The following is a 19,516-nucleotide window of genomic DNA, read 5'->3' as shown; positions in this document are numbered from 1 at the left end:
TTTACGCGCATAGACGCCGAGAGAAATGGGAGGGTCCACCACCATGTCGCTTGTGGAGATCCAAAGGTGCGATCATATTTTAGTACCTATTATTGGAAATACCCCTTTCCGGTCTATTAACGTGCCACGCGTGTTTCCAGATATATTTAAATTTGGGTGTATCTGTTTGACCATGCCGTGTCTCTTATATTGAACACTTAAGAAATCCGGAGAAAAACAAAGATATTCTAAGTAACCTGCCATTATCGTGAGGGAGGCTCACGGGCTACCCGCGGAAAGCGGAGTCTTGCACGGAAATCAATAGCGTGGTTTAGAGCCCCCTGTAAAAATTCTTCTTCAGGCAGAGCTTTAAAAAGTATTGACTGCGATTCTATTTAATGCGGCAGGAACGCCAATTGATAGAAAAATAATACCGCAAAGACATAGACAAGCGGATGTACCTGTCTCCATTGTCCTTTAACCACTTTCAACAGCGGATAGGAGATGAATCCAAGCGCGATCCCCGTAGCGATGCTAGATGTCAGAGGCATGCTCAGGATGATCAGGAATGCAGGGAAGGCTTCATCAAGTTCGTCCCATTTGATGTGTGAAATGCTTCCCATCATCAAGCTTCCGACAATGATGAGAGCGGGGGCCGTTATGGCCGAAATTCCAGAAAGCGCGCTTACGAGCGGGCCGAAGAAGGCGGAAACGATGAATAGAATCGATACCGTCAACGTCGTCAAACCTGTCCTTCCTCCTGCAGAAACACCAGCAGAAGACTCGATATAAGCTGAAGTCGGGCTTGTACCGAACATGGCCCCGACAGTCGTTGCCACAGAGTCTGCAAGCAGTGCTTCACGCGCCCTTGGCAATTGATTGCCCTTCATCAGTCCAGCCTGCTGGGCAACCCCGATCATCGTGCCGGTCGTATCGAATATGGTCACGAGCAGGAATGAGAATACCACTGCATATAAACCGTACTGAACCACATCTGCAAAAGCGGTGACCGGATTGCTGATGATCAGTCCTTCCGGAAGATGAGGAATGGCAAATATCCCTTTGTCAAAAGAAAGATCACCTGTGAAATAGGCAATGAAAGCTGTCACAATCATTCCGATGAATAGTGCTCCATGTACGTTCAGCACCATAAGCACAAGCGTCACAGCCAATCCTGCAAGGGCAAGGAGCGCTGAATGTGAATGAAGATCCCCGAGCTTTACCAGATTGGTAGGATGAGCTTCAATAAGCCCTGTCAGTCTTAAGCCGATGAATGCAATGAACAGACCGATACCGGCGGTGATCCCGTGTTTCAGATTCTGGGGGATCGCCTCGATTAATTTAGCGCGGAATGGGGTCAGAGAAAGAATGACAAATATGATACCTGCTACAAATACTGCAGAAAATGCTACCACATAAGAAATATCGTCATTGGCTCCAACAACCGAATAAGTAAAGTAAGCATTCAATCCCATACCCGGAGCAATTGCAATCGGGTAGTTTGCAAATAACGCCATCCACAGCGTACCTGCCACGGCTGAAATAATCGTCGCCAGGAATACCTGATCAAACGGTACACCGGCATCAGCCAAAATGATCGGATTGACGATCACGATATATACCATGGTCAAGAACGTCGTCAACCCCGCCAGTATTTCAGTTTTAGGGGTAGTGCCGTTCTCTTGTAGTTTAAACATGTTAATACCTCCATAAAAAACGAACATTAAAAACACACAAATAATATAATATTCGGTATTAGGGTGAAATTCAATAGTTTACTTCAAAAAGAATAAAAAAATAATTTTGAAACCCCTTCCAAATAGATGGCTTTTTCGATAAGATGTACTCAATTACAGAGATTAAAATGAAGGGAAAGGAGCGGTGTTAACGTGTATATGAAATTACAAAACAAATCGATCTCCGAACAGATCGAGCTCATCACACGATCACTAGTCGCTCTTGAAAGTTACAACGGAACAGCCGGAGAAAGCAGGAAAGCTCAATATATATATGATATCGTCCGGTCATTTCCTTATTTCCAGAAGCATCCTGATAAAGTCTGGATGCAAAAGGTCCCAAATGACGGGATCGGCAGGCAGAATGTCTTTGCACTCCTCGAAGGGGAATCGGCAAAGACTTTATTATTCCATGCCCATTATGACACTGTCGGTACGGATGATTACGGGGCTCTGCAGGAAATGGCCCATGATCCCGACTTCCTCCAGAAATTTTTTATGGACTATGAAGGGGAAGACAAAGTAAGGGAAGATGCGCGCTCAGGCAATTGGCTGTTCGGAAGGGGTTCACTTGATATGCAAAGCGGGATCGCCGTCCATCTCGCCAACCTGCTATATTTTTCCGAACAAAAGGAGCATCCTAAAGGGAATCTATTGTTCCTGTTCAATGGAGATGAGGAAAGTGAGCATGCAGGAATTATTGCCGCTTTATCCGAACTCGACAGGCTTAAAGGAGAAGGCTTCGACTATCTGGCGGCCGTTAATACCGATTTTATTTCACCTATTTATGATGGGGATTGCAAGAGATATATATACACCGGGGCAGCGGGTAAATTTCTGCCCGGCTTCTATATCTATGGAAGGGAAGCGCATGTCGGTGACGTATTGACGTCGATCGACCCGACGGCAATCGCATCTAAAATCAATTTGGAAATCAATCAGAATCTTGATTTTGTCGAGAAAATCCCGGGTGAATTCACCCTCCCGCCGTCCTGTCTTTATTTTAAAGACGATAAGACGGCATATAATGTGCAGACACCTCTAAGTACGTCGATCTATTTCAACTACTTTGTTTATGAAAAAACGGCCAGGGACGTTTTATACGTCATGAAAAAAGCAGCCATAAAAGCGGTGGAACAGCTTGAAATGAAGAGCAGGGAGCAGTACGAGAACTACCGAAGCTACCACGGTTTTCCTGAACGGGAGCTGTCCTGGCATGTTGATGTGCTGACGCTCCGGGAATATATTTTCTGGCTGAAGGAGCGGGGGCTTGATCCTGATCCCGTCATGGAGGAAGTTTATCGCAGGCATGAAGGGGAGGACCGAAGGACGATCGCTTACAAAATGGTTGAAGCACTTCAGCTTCTCGATCCGGACCGGACCCCGAGAGTAATCATTTTCTTGGCTCCGCCATTTCTGCCGCATAACTATTTAAATGAAGAAAATGAGTACGGTAAGAAAGTGAAGGACATCCTGGAGGGCTGTCTGAATCAAATTTCACGTGAGACAGGGGAAGAATTCGTAGTAAAACGCTTTTTCCCTTATCTTGCAGACGGCAGTTTTCTGTCCCTGCACGAGGAGGATGAAGATATCGAGGTCATCACGAAGAATCTGCCGATGATTGACGATCTCTACCCTGTCCCGATTGAAACAATCAGGAAGCTAAACATTCCTTCCATCAATATCGGCGTCTATGGTAAAGACGGTCATCAGTGGACGGAACGTGTCTATAAGCCATATACTTTCTCGGTGCTGCCGAAGATCATCCAGAGGGTAACAAAGGATTTATTGAATATATAAAAAAGAGCCGCATCGCTGCCATAGCGATGCGGCCTTGTCGTTTATTCCGCCCAGTCAATCAGGTTGCGGATATCCAGCCGGTCTGTTTTTCGTGCTTCCTTCAGAGGTTTACCGATCGTGATCAGCATGATCGGCAAGTAACGTTCGGAAACATTGAACTGGGATACAAGTGCAGATGGGTTGAAGCCACCGATCGGACAAGTGTCCCATCCTTTCGCCTTGGCTGCAAGCATCAACTGCATGGCTGCAAGAGAGGCATTGCTGAACGCAGCATCTCTTGGATAAAGATCACGGCTGTATGCCCCTTTGATCTGTTTGGAGAGGATTTCCTTTAATTCCGGCGTCATTTCTCCCCTTTCAATCGAAGGGTCAAGGACCGGATCGATCTTTTTATCTGCCTCAAGATCGCCGAGTACCGCGACAACTGCCGAAGCATCAACGACCTGCTGCTGATTGTATGCAATCGGAAGCAGGCGCTCCTGGACTTCTTTACGATCGAACACAAGAAATTGCCAATGCTGAAGATTCCAGGCTGACGGTGCTTTTCCTGCAACCTGAAGAATCTCTACCAATTCTTCACGCGGGATTTCCACCTCAGGGTTATACACTTTTGTAGAGCGGCGTTCTTCTGCCACTTGAAAGAAATCTGTCATGATCATGCCTCCTTGATGTGAGAAAAGTGCTATAATACAGGATGAATCTGGATGCTGCTTACTTTTTGTAAGTGTCTGATAACATGACCACTATAACGGACGCACTTTTTTGCGTCAAGCGATGAGAATTTCATTACACATTTCACATTGCGAGAAAATAAGTTGCTTCATAAGATTATTATTTGTTAGAAACTTCAATTTTAATGAAACAATGAATCAAAAGGGTCATCTGCATCCTTGCTTGTAAAGAAATCAATGGGCTCAAGTGCCAGCCAGCTGCCTCCGATAATGATGAGACAAAGAATGGGAAGATAAAAAATACCCAGCATAGCGCATCCTCCTTGCAGTTCATTTTGTGAATGGGTTAACCTTATCTTGACTATAATCTGTGAAACGCGTTTCAGAGCAAGCGCTTAGAAGAGAAAAAGTCTTAAAGGAGAATGGGTCATGACTAATATCCGTGAAATTGCCCGTCTCGCCGGTGTCTCGGTTTCAACCGTCTCGAGGGTTTTGAATGAACATCCTTACGTCCGCCAAGAAAAAAGACGCAGGGTTCTGGCCGCTGTAGAAGAATTGAACTACATAAAGAATGCGAATGCCGTCCACTTATCAAAAGGGAAAACATATTGCATCGGGGTGGTGATTCCCTTTTTGAACCTGCCGTATTTTGGTGAAGTACTGCAGGGGATTGCGGGAGAAGCATTGAAACACGGGTATCATCTCAAGATTTTTCAGACCGATTATGAAAAAGAGGCTGAACTTGATGCATTTCACCGCCTGCGGATGAAGGAGGTGGATGGCCTCATACTTGCATCCAGGGCGAATTCACTCGAAGCACTGGATCCATTCATGGAGGGGACCAATGTCGTCTTCTGTGAAAACCTTTCCGGTACGGAGAAAAAAGTGTTCATCAACCATTATGAAGCGATCCGAACAGCAATGGATCACCTCCATTCAAAAGGCCATAAGGACATCGGGCTGTGTATTCACCGTACGTTCGGGACAAATAGCGAAGAGAGGGTACGGGGATTTTTTGATGGTGCTGAAGCGGCTGGGTACAAGATACGTGACGGATGGATTTTCAATGACTGCATCAGCCTTCAGGACGGAAGGGAAGTCTTGGGACAGTGGGAGTCCCTGGATGAGAGGCCGTCCGCCCTCATTGTCACGAGCGATCAAGTTTCGGCAGGTATCGTATCTCAAGCAGGGAGGAGAGGCCTCTCCATACCCGGGGATCTCGCAATTTTAAGCTTTGACAATCATCCCATATCAGAAGTATTCGACATCACTTCTTTTGAGGTGCCCATCAGACAGCTGGGTGAGGAAGCATTCAAATTGTTTTTAAAAGAAGGTCCCTCTTCCCCGGTCATCCTTGAAACCACATTGTATGGACGAAAATCAGTGTAAAAAGTGTTGTTGGCTGAATCAGAGGGAAAACTATATTACACTTGGTATACCGCAGGGAGGCGATTCGCAATGCTTGGTAATAAAGAGGAAAAAATCCTGGTCATCGTCATGTTCGTTGTTGCCTTGTTCCTTCTTTTTGCGATTGTAAGAAAGTATATTATGTAGCGTATTTGATGAACCGAGCCGGTCCTTTTGGGATCGGCCTTTTTATTAGAGGCAATGATGAAAAAATTAAATGTCCTCATACCTTCCTGATTTCTGCCATATGATTTAGTAATGAAACGGCAGGTGAAGGGATGATGTGAAGAGAATTCAAGCAGTTCATTTCCAGGGGAAATGTTTTTGACCTTGCTATAGCGGTTATTATCGGTGCGGCATTTGGTAAGATTGTGGAATCTCTGGTGGAGGATATCATGATGCCGATTGTCGGTATCTTATTTGGCGGCGTGAATTTTGAAGGACTAAACTTGAGAGTGAGAGCCGAGGTGATCGAAATAGGAAAGTTCATTCAAACCACAGTCGATTTTCTCCTCGTTGCTGCCAGTATTTTCTTCATGATCAAAGTCTTCAACCGCCTAAGGGGAGGCGAGGAGCAATACAAAGTAAAGCAGACGGCCAATCTGGAAGTGCTTCAGGAAATAAGGGACTTGCTGAAAATTGAGCGGACGGATGAGCCCCTGCAGCTGAAGGCCCCCCTGCAGCCTCCCATCACGAAAAGCGGGATGAAGATCCAAATCAAAAACAAGAGAAATGAGAAATGAACAAAGATTTTGACAGTAATCCTACTTTCATAGTAGGATTACTTTGTATTTAAGTCGGAATCATAAAGAGAGGGAATCATTTTGAAAAAAATTCATGTGATTCATGAAAACAGTGAATGGACCAGGCATTTGACCGGTCGTTTAGATGAACTGGATCTGCCCTATGAAGAGTGGTTCCTTGATCAGGGAACTGTCGACTTGACGGAAGCACCGCCTGAGGGGATTTTCTATAACAGGATCAGTGCTTCATCCCATACCCGTAATCACCGTTATGCACCGGAGCTGACGGAAAGTGTCCTGTCCTGGCTTGAGCGGCATGACCGCAAAGTTCTGAATGGTACGCGGGCACTCCGTATGGAAGTCAGTAAAGTGAATCAATATATGGCTTTGAATGCGTCAGGAATCAGGACGCCTAAAACGATCGCGGCAGTAGGGAAGGACCAAATCATCCAGGCAGCCGAAAAATTGGACAAACCATCTTTCATCACAAAACATAACCGTGCAGGAAAGGGTCTGGGAGTACAGTTATTCCATTCAATTGAATCGTTGAAGGAATACGTCTACAGTGACTCATTTGAAGAACCATTGGACGGTACCACCTTGATTCAGGAATATATCCAATCACCCGATTCTTCCATCACCCGATGCGAATTTATCGGAGGGAATTTTCTATACGCTGTAAGGGTGGACACATCCGAAGGCTTCGAACTGTGCCCGGCGGATGCCTGCCAGATCGAAGACCTGTTCTGCCCTGCCGGGGAGCAGGAAGAGGTACCGAAGTTCCAGGTGATCGAAGGATTCGATGAAGCTATCATTGAAGAGTATCAAGCTTTTCTCCGTGATAACAGGATTGACATTGCCGGAATAGAATTCATAAAGGACGCCGCGGGTGTAATTTACACATATGATGTAAACACCAACACGAATTATAACAAAGATGCAGAAGCGGCGGCTGGTCAGTACGGGATGCTGGAGCTGGCGAAGTATCTTGGCCGTGAGCTGGATAAGGTTTGATGATAGAGTTGCCGTAAATTAGCAGTGCAATTCGCAACTGAATTGGACTGCTTATTTTTGTTGATATATCAAGGTTTTCAATGACCAATGAAGCATACTGCTTAGATGATCCCATTTTGGCGGTATTTATAAGCGGAGAATTTCCGTCTAAGGCAGCTGGAAGAGGATTAAGATGCTGAAATAAAAGTAGAAATTCCGCTTAACTGCTCAATATGTAACCATATTTAACGGCTATTTTAATATAAGCGGAAAAACTCCGGCTATTATCCGTGAAATAGCGGCATTTTCCGATTTAAACGGAATTCTTCCCCTTATTTTCAAACTTCAGGGAACCGGCTCTCCTTGTTCAACACCAGGGTGCTAATCTTTAATAAAGAAATCGAATATTCCAGCGGATCCCCTGCAAGCTGCCGTCCCGCGCCCTCCGCCTCTGACCGAGCCGCCTCACATGTCATAAGCCAAACCGGCCAGGAAGACAAAGAACGCCTTCCTGGCCGGTTCGTCATATGCCCTCCGCCTCTAATCAAAGCCCTTCCGCTTTTCTTATTGAAACTTTCCCATTTATCTGATAATATATATTTCTGCTCCCAAACGCCTACATAATTTTTACAGATTTCGATGTGTCTCATTGAACGTGTTAGACTGCACGGGAGTCGTTACCCCGGCGGTTTGATTAAGACGTTTTTTTCTCCATTGCGCAAAACCACTTTTGAAAGGAGAAAGTTATGACGAAGGAATCAGCACTGCACCCCGATTTTTCCAATGAATCAGAACGACTTGAATTTACAAAAAGGTATATTGACGTGGTGATTGAAACATCGCAGTCAAGCAAAGAGAAGTACAAAGAGAATATGGAGAAAGCCTTCGGGGATGTTGACTGGGGGGAATCCAGTGCGGCCTATATCGACATTCTCACCAACTCGAGCTTTTTTGAAATGTCCAAAGAAGAACTGGAATCCCTCCTTAAAGCGAAGAACAAGCCGTATTTTGCCCGGATCGATTTTAAAACCGACGGGTCGGGCAGGACGGAAAAGCATTACATTGGAAAGACTTCCCTGTACCAGCGTGAAAACCAGGAACAAATCATTGTTGACTGGCGTTCCCCGATCGCGAATCTCTACTACGAGGGACGGATCGGCGGTGTCTCATATGAGGCGGAGGGAGAAACGTACGAGGGTGACCTCTCCTTAAAGCGCCAGTATATGATTGAAGATGGCCGGCTTGAAGAAATCAGGGACATCGACCTGACTACAACCGACGAACTCCTGCAAGATTCATTGGCAAAGAGTTCAAGCAACCGGCTGACCGAAATCATTTCCACCATCCAGGAAGAACAGAACCGGATCATCCGGGCTGATCTGAACAGGCCGATCATCGTTCAGGGCGCGGCAGGCAGCGGGAAAACGACGATTGCCCTTCACCGGATCTCATACTTCATCTATAACTACAAGCAGCAATTCGACCCAAGGCAGCTGATGATCCTTGCACCGAGTAATCTGTTCATCGATTACATATCGGAAGCCCTGCCGGAGCTTGGAGTTGAAAAAGTGAGGCAGACGACCTTTTCCGATTATGTGATGACCTGCCTTGAAAAGAAATTGAAGCTTGTCGAGGATGACAAGTTGATCAGGCTGATTGAGAGAAATCATGAAGCCGAGGTCAAAAAAGCTTCGTGGATCTCAGGATTCAAGGGTTCAAAGTCATTCAGAAAGATCCTGGATACCTATATTGAAGAAATCGAGAAACGATTTTATCCATCCCAGGATTTCTATGTAGATAAATATAAACTTTACTCAGCAAAGAAGTTCACCCATCTTCTTAAAGAAGAGTACACATATATGCCGATTTACCGCCGGGTTGAGAAGCTGAAATCCCTGCTGCAGGGCTATGTGCGATCAAATAAGAAACAAATGGTCGAGAAGGTCGAGACTTTTTTCGACGAGAAGATCGAGAAAGCACTCTATCAGCGGGCAGGTGCCGGAAACCGCAAGGAATATATATCGAAGGCACTGGATAAAAAAGCTGAGCGGCTTGAAGAAGTGAAGAAGGCTGTAAGAACAAGCGTTACACAATACATGAAACAATTTGAAAAGAAGAATCTGGAGCAGTATTATTCCGAGCTGTTTTCAGATCCTGAACGGCTGGTTGAATACTCCCGGGGAGAGCTGGATATGCAACAGGCGGAGGATTTGTGCTTCTATACGATGAGCCTTTTAATGAAGAAAAAATACGAAGTGGAGGATCTGGCTCCCCTTATGTACTTGCAGACCCACTTGTTCGGGATCGATAAGTTCTATAAGGCCAAAAACATAGTGATCGACGAAGCACAGGATTACAGTTATATGCAGCTGTATGCACTGAAAAGGGCACTGGAGACCGATATGTTCACCCTTGTGGGAGATCTCGCACAGGGAATCCATTCCTACAGGGGCCTGCAGGCCTGGGACCCCGTATTCAAGGAAGTGTTTCCGAGAGCCACTTATACGGAACTTCAAAAAAGCTATCGGACCACCATCGAAATAATGGAAGAAGCGAATAAGCTGTTGAGCCTGCTTCCTAATGAGTTCCCAAAGGTGAATCCGGTTGTCAGACACGGGGATGCTCCCCGCTCATTCATTTATGAAGAGAAGGATGAGCTTGCTGAGATCATCGGCGGCATTGTGTCCCTGGGGAAGGAAGAAGGGTTCCAAACGTTTGCAGTCATCGGGAAGAGCATGAAAGACTGCAGGCAGATCTACAAAACCCTCGATGACAAAATGCCGGGGAAAATGAAGCTATTGGAAGAGCAGGAATCGATTCCAAAGGACAGGATCGTGGTCGTTCCTTCTTATTTATCAAAGGGACTGGAATTCGATGTCGTTATGATCACGGTCATCGATGAAGTATTCAGCAGTGTGAATGAACTGGATATCAAGCTTCAATACGTCGCCATGACACGCCCCCTCCACAGACTTTCCTTCATAGGGAAATCGATGGATCAATTCATCAACCGATAAGGGATGACGGCCTTTTCCCCAGGTGCTTTATACACTTTGGGAAGGGCTTTTTTATATGGGGAGGATTAGCTGAAAAATGGAAGGGGTAATCATAATATTCGCGTTTTTCCCAATGGATTTTGTAAAATATAGAAAGGAGGGATGCACTATGCTGAAAAATCTGCAAAGTAAAAAAATATTACATAATGGAATCGAAATTCCATACGTTGGACTTGGAGTGTATCAAATGAAAGATCCAAGTGAAACTGTCCAGGCGGTCAAGTCTGCTATTGAAACAGGGTATCTTTCAGTCGATACGGCAGCTGTTTACGGGAATGAAGAGAGTGTCGGTCAAGGTGTAAAAGAAAGCGGTGCCGACCGAAAAGATCTATTCATCACTTCAAAGGTCTGGAACAGTGATCAAGGGTACGATACAACATTGAAAGCATTCGAAACCAGCCTGAAGAAACTGGATATGGACTATATGGATCTGTATTTGATCCACTGGCCGGTTGAAGGGAAATACAAGGATACGTGGAAAGCACTCGAAAGACTTTACAGCGAAGGACTTGTAAAATCAATCGGAGTGAGCAACTTCCATCAGCATCATCTTGAAGATCTGATGAGCAGCAGCAATGAAAAACCTGTGATCAACCAGATCGAATGCCATCCGCGTTTAAGTCAGGAACAACTCAAAGCTTTCTGTCAGGAAGAGAAAATCGCGGTGGAAGCATGGTCTCCGATTGCTCAAGGCAGAGTGCTTAATGAACCGGCTTTGAAGCAAATCGCTGAAAAGCACGGAAAGTCTTCCGCACAGGTCATCCTGCGCTGGCATCTTCAAAACCATGTCGTGATCATCCCTAAATCGGTACATGCAAGCCGGATCAAAGAAAACGCTGATATATTCAATTTTGAAATTTCATCAGATGAAATGAATAAAATCAATGACTTGAATCAAAATGAACGTTTCGGTCCGGACCCGGACAATTTCGATTTCTAATAAGAAGGCCCGTCCCCGCTTATGTGGAGACGGGCCATTTTTCTGACTATTTTCATTTGTGTGTTGACAGGGGAGATCAAAGTAATATACAATTATCTCGAAATCAAAATAAATATCACTGAGATATTTCGCGATGTTTTTTTGTTCGATATCTCAAATTAAAGATTTATTAACTTGAAGTAATTTAAAACGTTTTATTTATGATTTCATTGGGAAGACAGTAAATAGGAAATTTTTAGTATGACCTTAACAAATATCTTTGTTAAAAGGAGAGATTTCGAGTATGTCAAATGTAAAATTAGCAATCATGTACTACAGTTCAACAGGGACGAACTATCAAATGGCGAAATGGGCTGAAGAAGCTGCGAAGGAAGCGGGAGCAGAAGTAAAATTACTTCGCTTTGAAGAGACAGCACCCGAGGCGGCGATCGCTTCGAATCCAGCATGGGAAAAACACTACAACGAAACGAAAGACACTGTGCCGACAGTAACTCTTGATGATCTGGAATGGGCAGATGCATTTCTTTTCAATGTACCTACCCGATTCGGCAATGTCCCGTCCCAGGTGAAATCTTTCCTGGATACAACAGGCGGCCTTTGGTTCCAAGGAAAGCTGGCAAACAAAGTCGTCAGTGCGACCTCTTCAGCAAGCAACTCACACGGCGGCCAGGAGCAGACGGTTCTAGCCCTTTATACAACAATGATGCACTGGGGTGCGATTATTGCAGCACCGGGTTATACAGATGAGTCATCATTTGCTACAGGAGGCAACCCTTACGGAACAAGTGTAACGGTTGATCAGGAAGGCAATATGGTCGAGAGCGTCGAACCTGCCGTAAAACACCAGACACGCCGTACCATCCAAGTAGCGGAAGCGATTATGAACGGATTGAAGTAAGAAAAATGAAAAGCACCCGGCTGGCAGCAGTCGAGGTGCTTTTTTGCCGTCTGTACTATATTGCGTCAAAGGTGTCGGTTTTGTTGATAAATACGAAAAATCATTGGTAAAGGGAATTTTTTGTTGATAACTCTTAAAAATCGTTGGTAACTGAATATTCTCGTTGATATCTCTCCAAAATCGTTGGTAAATAATTATTCTCTTGAAAAATCCCCGAAAACATCGATAATTCGATATACCCCCTGATGAATCCCACACTTTTAAGGCAACTCCAATATAAAAAAACCGCTGCATAACGCAGCGGCCCGTTCAACCAATTCATCTATTCAAGCCGATATCATCCAAACACTCCGCCTCACAGTCTATCCATTCACCCGTCAAAGGGTGCGGAAAGGATATCCTTGAGGCGTGCAGTGCCTGGCGCTTAAACACAGGCTTGCCACCGTACAGGGAATCACCGGCCAAAGGGTGGCCGATGTGACTCATATGAACCCGGATCTGGTGGGTCCGTCCTGTATCGAGTACCACTTCCACAAGAGTCATATTTTCGCGGAATTCTAATACTCTATAATGAGTGACGGCTTTTTGGCCGGAAGGGGAGACCCTTCTTCTAGTATTATGATGACGGTCGCGCCCGATTGGTTCAGATATGGTGCCTTTCTTTTGTTTAAGCCTGCCGTGTACCAGTGCAAGGTAGGTTCTTTTCACTTTGCGCTCATTCAAAAGCCTGTCAAGTATCGCTTTTGCAAGGGGGTGTTTGGCAAAAATGACGGCTCCTGACGTATCACGGTCAAGCCGGTGTATATGCATGACACGGCAGCTTTCCCCTTTTGACTGAAAATGGAAAGCGATGAGATTCGCAAGCGTATCTGTATCCAGGGGTCCGTTTGGGTGGGTATCCATCCCCGCAGGTTTATTGACGGCAATGAGATGGTCGTCTTCGTATAGGACCTGAAGATCTCCATAAACAGCCGGGACATCGTAATCCGCCTTCTTGAACAGCTCCAACTCCAAAGTATCGCCCGGGGTCAATGGTTTATTCCATGGAAAGTCCGACCCGTTTATTTTGATATCCTTATTCATCCTCATGGAGTGTATAAGCTTTTTGGGTGCCTGCCACTCCTCCTTAAGGATGTACTCTATCGTTACATTTTTCCAATTGGCGGGTATCACCAGTTGAAAGAGTGAACCTTTTCTCATTGTTTTCATCAAAAAGCTCCTTTAACTGACAAAAATCGTATACTATTGTGGGTATTTTATCCCAATTCATCACCTGTTTTACCAAATTCATGGGTATAATTACCACACTTGATGGTAGTTATCTATGTTATCCTAGATGTATCTATTACAGAGAGATTACAATCATTACAAAGGTGGGTTATGATGGTGAAGGTTTTACTGGCTTCAACACATGAACAGGATACGAAAATCCAGGAATTAATCAATCATATGTATTGTACTATTTTCCCTGATTATTTCACAGACGAAGAAATTGAGCAATTTGAAGACATGGAAATCTTACATACGGCGAATAGAAACTTTGAATACTGCGGGACTTTGAAGGAAGCGTTCCAGGTGATTTCCTGTCTCCAGACGCTGATCTCGATTGTTGAATGCGGTGTGAGGGACGAGGTCTATGAGGAAATGTTCTATCACAATGTCCAGATCCTTCAGGGGTTCGGGCTCTTTTTTCCATTGTCGTTCGATCAATTCACTGAAGAATCTGAATGCAGGCATTCATTGAGCGTTTATTCAAAGGCCGCCAATCAGCTTTTAATTTAGAGATAGTTTAGAAAATTAGATAAATACGTTTTATTTACGATTGGGCGGGGAATATATCAAGTAATTAATTTTATTTGAGGATACAGCGTATCTTCTCTTGAAATTCCTCCTCATTGATGGGACTGACGGCGGCGTCAGTCCCAATTTTTTTAAAAAAAGACACATACCTCATCGCTAAAGCGGAAAAGGACGTGCCTTTAATTTTTTTTATTCTTTTACATACTGCTCAAAGAAGCTCTTATATACCTCTTCAGGCTGGCTTCCTACGAGGCGGTCCGCTTCTTTGCCGTTTTCGAAGTGGACCAGGGTAGGGGTGGATTCGATCTGATAGTCGTTCCAGCCCTGTTCGAATTCAAGTAGGTTGTATTGAACCATATCCACTCCCATATCTTCGGCAAGCGGGGCAAGCATCGGGGTCGTCTTTTTACAGTGCGGACAGGTTGGACTGTAAAAGTACACCGTCACATCTTCTTTATCCCCGAGCTTCTTTTCAAGCTCATCAGGAAGGATGACGTTCTGATAATTTGGGTCATCCAGAAGATCTACTGTTGCAGGGTCGAGGTCCTCTTTTTTGTACTTATTTCCTTCTGCTTTTTGACTGTTTTGAATGTTGGTCACGATTGCTATTGCCGCAAACAGACCGACGACAATGGCCAAGAATATGATGATTTTCTTCAATTTACTGGTCCTCCTTGATTGCCTTAAGCGTTAACAGGCTTGAGATGAAAATGATGATGAACCCAGTCAGTGCGAGGAATGGGATCGTGATGAAACCCATCCAGTTTATGTATTCTCCTGTACATGGTACACGGCCGCATGACGGGGCGGTTTCTGATAGGAACGATAGCTTTTGCAGCGAATAATGGTAAAGGGAGAATGCAAGTCCGATCCCTGAAAGTATCAAAGAATATAAAGCCGCCTTGAAGTCTTTGCGTACATATGCCACGCCTAATAGGATGACCATGGGGTACATCAGTATCCGCTGATACCAGCATAACTCACAAGGCTCATACTTCATCACTTCAGAAAAAAACAAGCTCCCCAGAGTTGCGACGAGTGATGCTGCCCATCCGGTGAAAAGGAGGGAATCTGCTTTCTTGTTCATAAGGATTTCCTTTCTTAACGTATTTTCTATTATTATAACGGTAAATCCTCCATATCTGTTGAAAAAAGATATGCGTACCTGGGGAAATTACGGTGACGGTGGAGCCCCCCCAATTTATATAGTAAGTTGAATGATCTTTTTGGGCAAATCTTTTGCGCTTGATTCAAAATCCTTCTATATTGATTCTGCCTTTTGGTAAAATGAAAAGTGATGAGAGTCAAACTTTGTTTGCAGGGACTCATGAACTTCGTTTCCCGCGCACATGATAAGGGTATAACAACAGCGTACTAAAGGAGTGATTGATATGGCAGAAAAATTGGATTTATCCCAATTTGAGAAGAAAATGATCATACGTCCTATGGAGCATAAGGACATTCAACATATAATCAAGATGCAGGAGGTCTGTTTTCCCGGCATGGAGCCGTGGAAGGTTGAACATCTAGAGAGTCATTTAGAAGTATTTCCCGATGGGCAGCTTGTGGCGGAACTCGATGGTGATATCATCGGCTCCTGCTCAAGTTTAATCATAAATTTTGATGAGTATGATGACCGTCATACATGGGATGATGTTACGGACAACGGGTACATAACCAACCATAATCCCGACGGCTACAATCTCTACGGAATCGAAGTGATGGTCCATCCGGATTACAGAAGGATGAAAGTCGGACACCGCCTCTATGAAGCCCGAAAGGACCTTGCCCGTCAATGGAATTTAAAGAGCATCATCATAGGGGGACGAATCCCGAATTACTATAAGCACTCGGAGGAAATGTCACCGAGGGAATATGTGGATGCAGTAGGACGCCACAAAATTTACGACCCTGTCCTGTCTTTCCAGCTGCTGAATGGATTCACGCTGATGAGGATCAATCCGAACTACCTTCCTGATGACAAGAGATCGCAAAAGTATGCGACTTTGATGGAATGGAATAATGTCGATTACCGCCCATCAAGCAAGCGTCACTTCAAAACGAGCTACCCTGTCCGGATTTGCGTCGTGCAATATATGATGCGCAAGATCAATTCATTTGAAGAATTTGCGAATCAGGTCGAGTATTTTACCGACGTAGCTTCGGATGCGAAGTCAGATTTCGTGGTGTTCCCTGAGATTTTCACCACTCAGCTCATGTCTTTCTTAAACATCAAGTCACCAAGCCTTGCGGTGAGGAAGCTGACTGATTTCACGGAAGAGTACATCGAACTCTTCACAGACTTGGCGGTCCGATACAACGTCAATATCATCGGCGGATCCCATTTTGTGAAAGAAGAGGATGACGAGATCTATAATATCGCCTATCTGTTCCGCCGTGACGGGACGATCGAGAAGCAGTATAAGATCCATATTACACCGAATGAGCGTAAATGGTGGGGGATCAGCCCGGGCGATTCAGTAAGGGTGTTTGATACCGACTGCGGCAAGATTGCCATTCAGATATGTTATGACATCGAATTCCCCGAGCTTGCCCGTATTGCAACGGACAAAGGGGCCAAAATCATCTTTACGCCGTTCTGTACGGAAGACCGCCAAGGCTATCTCCGCGTACGGTACTGTGCTCAGGCGCGTGCGGTTGAAAACCAGATTTACACGGTCATTTCCGGTACGGTCGGAAATCTGCCGCAGACGGAGAATATGGATATCCAATATGCCCAATCAGGAATCTTTGCACCGTCTGACTTTGAATTTGCCCGTGACGGAATCGTCGGCGAGACCAACCCGAACATCGAAATGGTCATGATCGGTGACGTCGATCTCGAAGTCCTTCGCCGCCAGCGCCAATCCGGCACCGTCCGCCAGCTCAAAGACCGCCGCCACGATGTATATGGGGTTAATTATAAGAAATAAGATAGAACATAATCGGTGGAAAAATGTGTTTTAGCCTAAGTGAAACCCGAATTAATTCGCCTTCTGACTGGCAAATTAGTTCGGGTTTTTTGTTATAAAGGCTGTGTCTTTTAGTAAGTTGGCCTGTAGCCTAAGAATAGCTTTTGGACATATTCTTAAACTCAAGTTCAAGAGATGGAGTGGAAGGACGAATTTTCTTTGTGCAAACCAAAAAAGTTGCATAAAGATCCTGAATTACAGATGTTTCAAGCGGTTTATTGGAGTGCAAGGCGAAGACTCCTGCGGGAAGTGTAGCTAATGGGAGACCTGTCCAGCTCCAGGGCTTAGAGGCACATGTCATAAGTCAAACCGGCCAAGAATGCAAAGAACGCCTTCGTGGCCGATTCGCCTTATGCCACCAGCCTCTAAACAAAGCCCTTCCGCTTTTCTTCCCGCAGGAACGAATGTGACGAGGAGGCTCCCGAGCTACCCGCGGAAAGCGGAGTCTTGCACGGAAATCATTAGCGGAGTAAAGGACAGAACCTTAAAGCTCTTTTAAGATTGTACAAGACTCTTCTTTTTTCTGCATGCACAAAAGCTATATTATGCTAAAATAAGAACGGTTACATACTGTCGGATTGTGACGGAAGGTTTTAAAAGGAATCCGGGCATCTCACATAGAATTATTTATTATACAGCTTTAGGAGGGGATCGCAATGAATTGGCAATCAGCTTGGAAAAAGTGGAGTGACTATGTACATATCGATCATGAGATCAACGAACAATTAGTTTCATTGAAGGATGATGAAAAGGCATTGGAAGATGCTTTCTATAAAAACCTTGAATTTGGTACCGGCGGAATGAGAGGGGAAATCGGCCCCGGAACCAATCGCATGAATATCTATACGGTGCGCAAAGCCTCGGAAGGCCTGGCACGCTTTATTGAACAGGAAGGGGACGGTGCGAAAAGAAGAGGTGTGACAATCGCCTATGATTCGCGTCATAAATCACCCGAGTTTGCAATGGAGGCAGCGAAGACGCTTGCGACCCACGGCATTCAAACCTATGTGTTCGATGAACTTGCTCCTACACCGGAGCTGTCCTTTGCTCTCAGGTATTTAAATGCATTCTCCGGTATAGTGGTGACAGCGAGCCACAACCCGCCGGAGTATAATGGTTATAAGGTATATGGGGAAGATGGTGCTCAGCTTCCCCCTCATATCGCAGACGCTGTGATCGGAAAAGTGAATGAAGTGGAAAATGAACTTGAAATCGATGTGAAATCAGAAGAAGAACTGAAGTCACACGGGTTGATCAAGATGATCGGGGAGGAAATCCATCAGTCGTACCTCGACCACCTCATTTCCATTTCAGAAACACCGCAGATCAGTAAGGAAGTCGATTTGAAGATTGTATTCTCCCCATTACATGGGACAGCCCTGAAGATGGCAGAAAGAGGCCTGACTGCACTAGGGTATGAACACATCCATATCGTCAAAGAACAGGCTAAGCCCGATCCGGAGTTTTCAACGGTTAAATCTCCGAACCCTGAGGATAAGGAAGCATTCGAACTGGCCATCCGTGACGGAAAGGAAATCGATGCCGATATCCTGATTGCAACGGACCCTGACGCCGACCGTTTGGGTGTTGCCGTCAAAGGAAACGACGGGGAATACGTGCTGCTGACCGGGAACCAGACCGGGGCTGTCCTCATGGATTACATCCTTTCCCGCAAACAGGAAAAAGGCATGATCCCTGATAACGGGCGTGTTTTCAAAACAATTGTTACCTCTGAGCTTGGGAGGGAAGTGGCTGAACACTACGGTGCTTCCGTAGAAGATGTCCTCACTGGATTCAAGTTTATCGGTGAGAAGATCAAACAGTATGAAGAAACCGGGGAATATACATTCCTGTTTGGATATGAAGAAAGCTACGGCTACCTGATCGGTGATTTCGCCCGTGATAAGGACGCGGTCCAGGCTGTTTTGATGGCTGCAGAAGCAGCTGCTTATTATAAGAAACAAGGCAAGTCGTTATATGATGTTCTAAATGATTTATATGAGCGTCATGGTTATTATCAGGAAGGACTGAAGAGCCTGACTCTGAAAGGAAAAGAAGGAGCCGAGCAAATTCAGGGTATCCTGAAAAAGTTCAGGGATGAGCCGCTTGCTGAAGTGGCGGGTCTTAAAGTGGTATCGGCGGAAGATTATCAAACACAGCAAAAAGTGGTATTGGCCACAGGTGCAAAAACCGACATTACCCTGCCGGCTTCCAATGTCTTAAAATATTACCTTGAAGACGGTTCCTGGGTCTGCCTGCGCCCATCCGGGACAGAACCGAAAATCAAATTCTACTTCAGTGTGATCGGGAAAACCCAAGAGGAAAGCGATAAGAAATTAGCTTCACTCACAGAAGATCTTATGAATAAAGTAGAAAGCTTCATTCAATAATAACTTTGCCCGCTCCTTCCTGCACGAAAGCAGTGAGGGGCGGGCCTGTTTCACGGCGGTGAGTGTACAATTGCCCGCTGGAAGAAATGCTAGGCATATAGACAGCTGACAACTTAGATAAAAAGGAGAAT

The 19,516-nt window shown here is 45.1% G+C and carries 15 protein-coding genes and 1 pseudogene; 10 read left to right on the top strand and 6 right to left on the bottom strand.

The window, feature by feature from the left end; genetic code table 11:
• Positions 1-374 precede the first annotated feature (374 nt).
• A complete protein-coding gene (locus BHE18_RS00620; RefSeq protein ID WP_071616837.1) occupies positions 375-1,676 on the bottom strand; it encodes an NCS2 family permease in 1,302 nt (433 codons plus the stop codon).
• 192 nt (positions 1,677-1,868) lie between these two features.
• On the opposite strand from BHE18_RS00620, the gene BHE18_RS00615 reads away from it, so the two are divergent.
• Positions 1,869-3,515, top strand: a complete 1,647-nt coding sequence (locus BHE18_RS00615) for a M20/M25/M40 family metallo-hydrolase (RefSeq protein ID WP_440480372.1) — start codon at positions 1,869-1,871, stop codon at positions 3,513-3,515.
• 41 nt (positions 3,516-3,556) lie between these two features.
• Here the strand turns inward: BHE18_RS00615 and BHE18_RS00610 are convergent, their stop codons facing one another.
• Together BHE18_RS00610 and BHE18_RS23715 are read right to left on the bottom strand one after the other, a co-directional pair.
• The gene (locus tag BHE18_RS00610) at positions 3,557-4,174 is read right to left on the bottom strand and encodes a nitroreductase family protein (RefSeq protein ID WP_071616836.1); all 618 of its coding nucleotides are present in this window, start codon (positions 4,172-4,174) and stop codon (positions 3,557-3,559) included.
• Positions 4,175-4,368: 194 nt separating this feature from the next.
• Positions 4,369-4,497, bottom strand: coding sequence for a hypothetical protein (locus BHE18_RS23715; protein WP_268876280.1), 129 nt, complete (start codon positions 4,495-4,497; stop codon positions 4,369-4,371).
• A gap of 118 nt (positions 4,498-4,615) precedes the next feature.
• Between BHE18_RS23715 and BHE18_RS00605 the strand changes: the two genes are divergently transcribed.
• The 6 genes and pseudogenes from BHE18_RS00605 to wrbA all read left to right on the top strand — a co-directional run bounded on the left by BHE18_RS00605 (position 4,616) and on the right by wrbA (position 12,223).
• On the top strand, positions 4,616-5,575 hold the full coding sequence (locus BHE18_RS00605; protein ID WP_071616835.1) for a LacI family DNA-binding transcriptional regulator: 960 nt from the start codon (positions 4,616-4,618) through the stop codon (positions 5,573-5,575).
• A gap of 308 nt (positions 5,576-5,883) precedes the next feature.
• Positions 5,884-6,336: pseudogene (gene mscL / locus BHE18_RS00600) on the top strand (large conductance mechanosensitive channel protein MscL); the annotation flags it as partial.
• A gap of 81 nt (positions 6,337-6,417) precedes the next feature.
• Positions 6,418-7,350, top strand: a complete 933-nt coding sequence (locus BHE18_RS00595) for an ATP-grasp domain-containing protein (RefSeq protein ID WP_071616833.1) — start codon at positions 6,418-6,420, stop codon at positions 7,348-7,350.
• Between the two features lie 725 nt (positions 7,351-8,075).
• On the top strand, positions 8,076-10,346 hold the full coding sequence (gene helD / locus BHE18_RS00585; protein WP_071616831.1) for an RNA polymerase recycling motor HelD: 2,271 nt from the start codon (positions 8,076-8,078) through the stop codon (positions 10,344-10,346).
• A gap of 148 nt (positions 10,347-10,494) precedes the next feature.
• Positions 10,495-11,325 carry an aldo/keto reductase gene (locus tag BHE18_RS00580; protein ID WP_071616830.1) on the top strand — a complete coding sequence of 277 codons (831 nt, stop codon included), beginning with the start codon at positions 10,495-10,497 and terminating at the stop codon, positions 11,323-11,325.
• 283 nt (positions 11,326-11,608) lie between these two features.
• Positions 11,609-12,223, top strand: a complete 615-nt coding sequence (wrbA, locus tag BHE18_RS00575) for an NAD(P)H:quinone oxidoreductase (protein ID WP_071616829.1) — start codon at positions 11,609-11,611, stop codon at positions 12,221-12,223.
• Positions 12,224-12,541: 318 nt separating this feature from the next.
• Here wrbA and BHE18_RS00570 read toward each other — a convergent pair whose 3' ends face one another.
• Positions 12,542-13,432 (bottom strand): RluA family pseudouridine synthase, encoded by an 891-nt coding sequence (locus tag BHE18_RS00570; RefSeq protein ID WP_071616828.1) that lies wholly within the window; start codon positions 13,430-13,432, stop codon positions 12,542-12,544.
• 174 nt (positions 13,433-13,606) lie between these two features.
• On the opposite strand from BHE18_RS00570, the gene BHE18_RS00565 reads away from it, so the two are divergent.
• Positions 13,607-14,005, top strand: a complete 399-nt coding sequence (locus BHE18_RS00565; RefSeq protein WP_235860224.1) for a DUF5365 family protein — start codon at positions 13,607-13,609, stop codon at positions 14,003-14,005.
• A gap of 207 nt (positions 14,006-14,212) precedes the next feature.
• Here the strand turns inward: BHE18_RS00565 and BHE18_RS00560 are convergent, their stop codons facing one another.
• Together BHE18_RS00560 and BHE18_RS00555 are read right to left on the bottom strand one after the other, a co-directional pair.
• The gene (locus BHE18_RS00560) at positions 14,213-14,683 is read right to left on the bottom strand and encodes a thioredoxin family protein (protein WP_071616827.1); all 471 of its coding nucleotides are present in this window, start codon (positions 14,681-14,683) and stop codon (positions 14,213-14,215) included.
• 1 nt (position 14,684) lies between these two features.
• The gene (locus BHE18_RS00555; protein WP_071616826.1) at positions 14,685-15,110 is read right to left on the bottom strand and encodes a disulfide oxidoreductase; all 426 of its coding nucleotides are present in this window, start codon (positions 15,108-15,110) and stop codon (positions 14,685-14,687) included.
• Positions 15,111-15,414: 304 nt separating this feature from the next.
• Here BHE18_RS00555 and BHE18_RS00550 point away from each other — a divergent pair, with 304 nt between their 5' ends.
• Positions 15,415-16,956, top strand: a complete 1,542-nt coding sequence (locus tag BHE18_RS00550; RefSeq protein WP_071616825.1) for a bifunctional GNAT family N-acetyltransferase/carbon-nitrogen hydrolase family protein — start codon at positions 15,415-15,417, stop codon at positions 16,954-16,956.
• Positions 16,957-17,651: 695 nt separating this feature from the next.
• Positions 17,652-19,385, top strand: coding sequence for a phospho-sugar mutase (locus tag BHE18_RS00545; protein ID WP_071616824.1), 1,734 nt, complete (start codon positions 17,652-17,654; stop codon positions 19,383-19,385).
• Positions 19,386-19,516 lie beyond the last annotated feature (131 nt).

Source organism: Rossellomorea aquimaris, from assembly GCF_001877785.1.
GTDB lineage: Bacteria > Bacillota > Bacilli > Bacillales > Bacillaceae_B > Rossellomorea > Rossellomorea aquimaris_A.
This window is presented reverse-complemented; position numbering and strand designations above follow the sequence as displayed.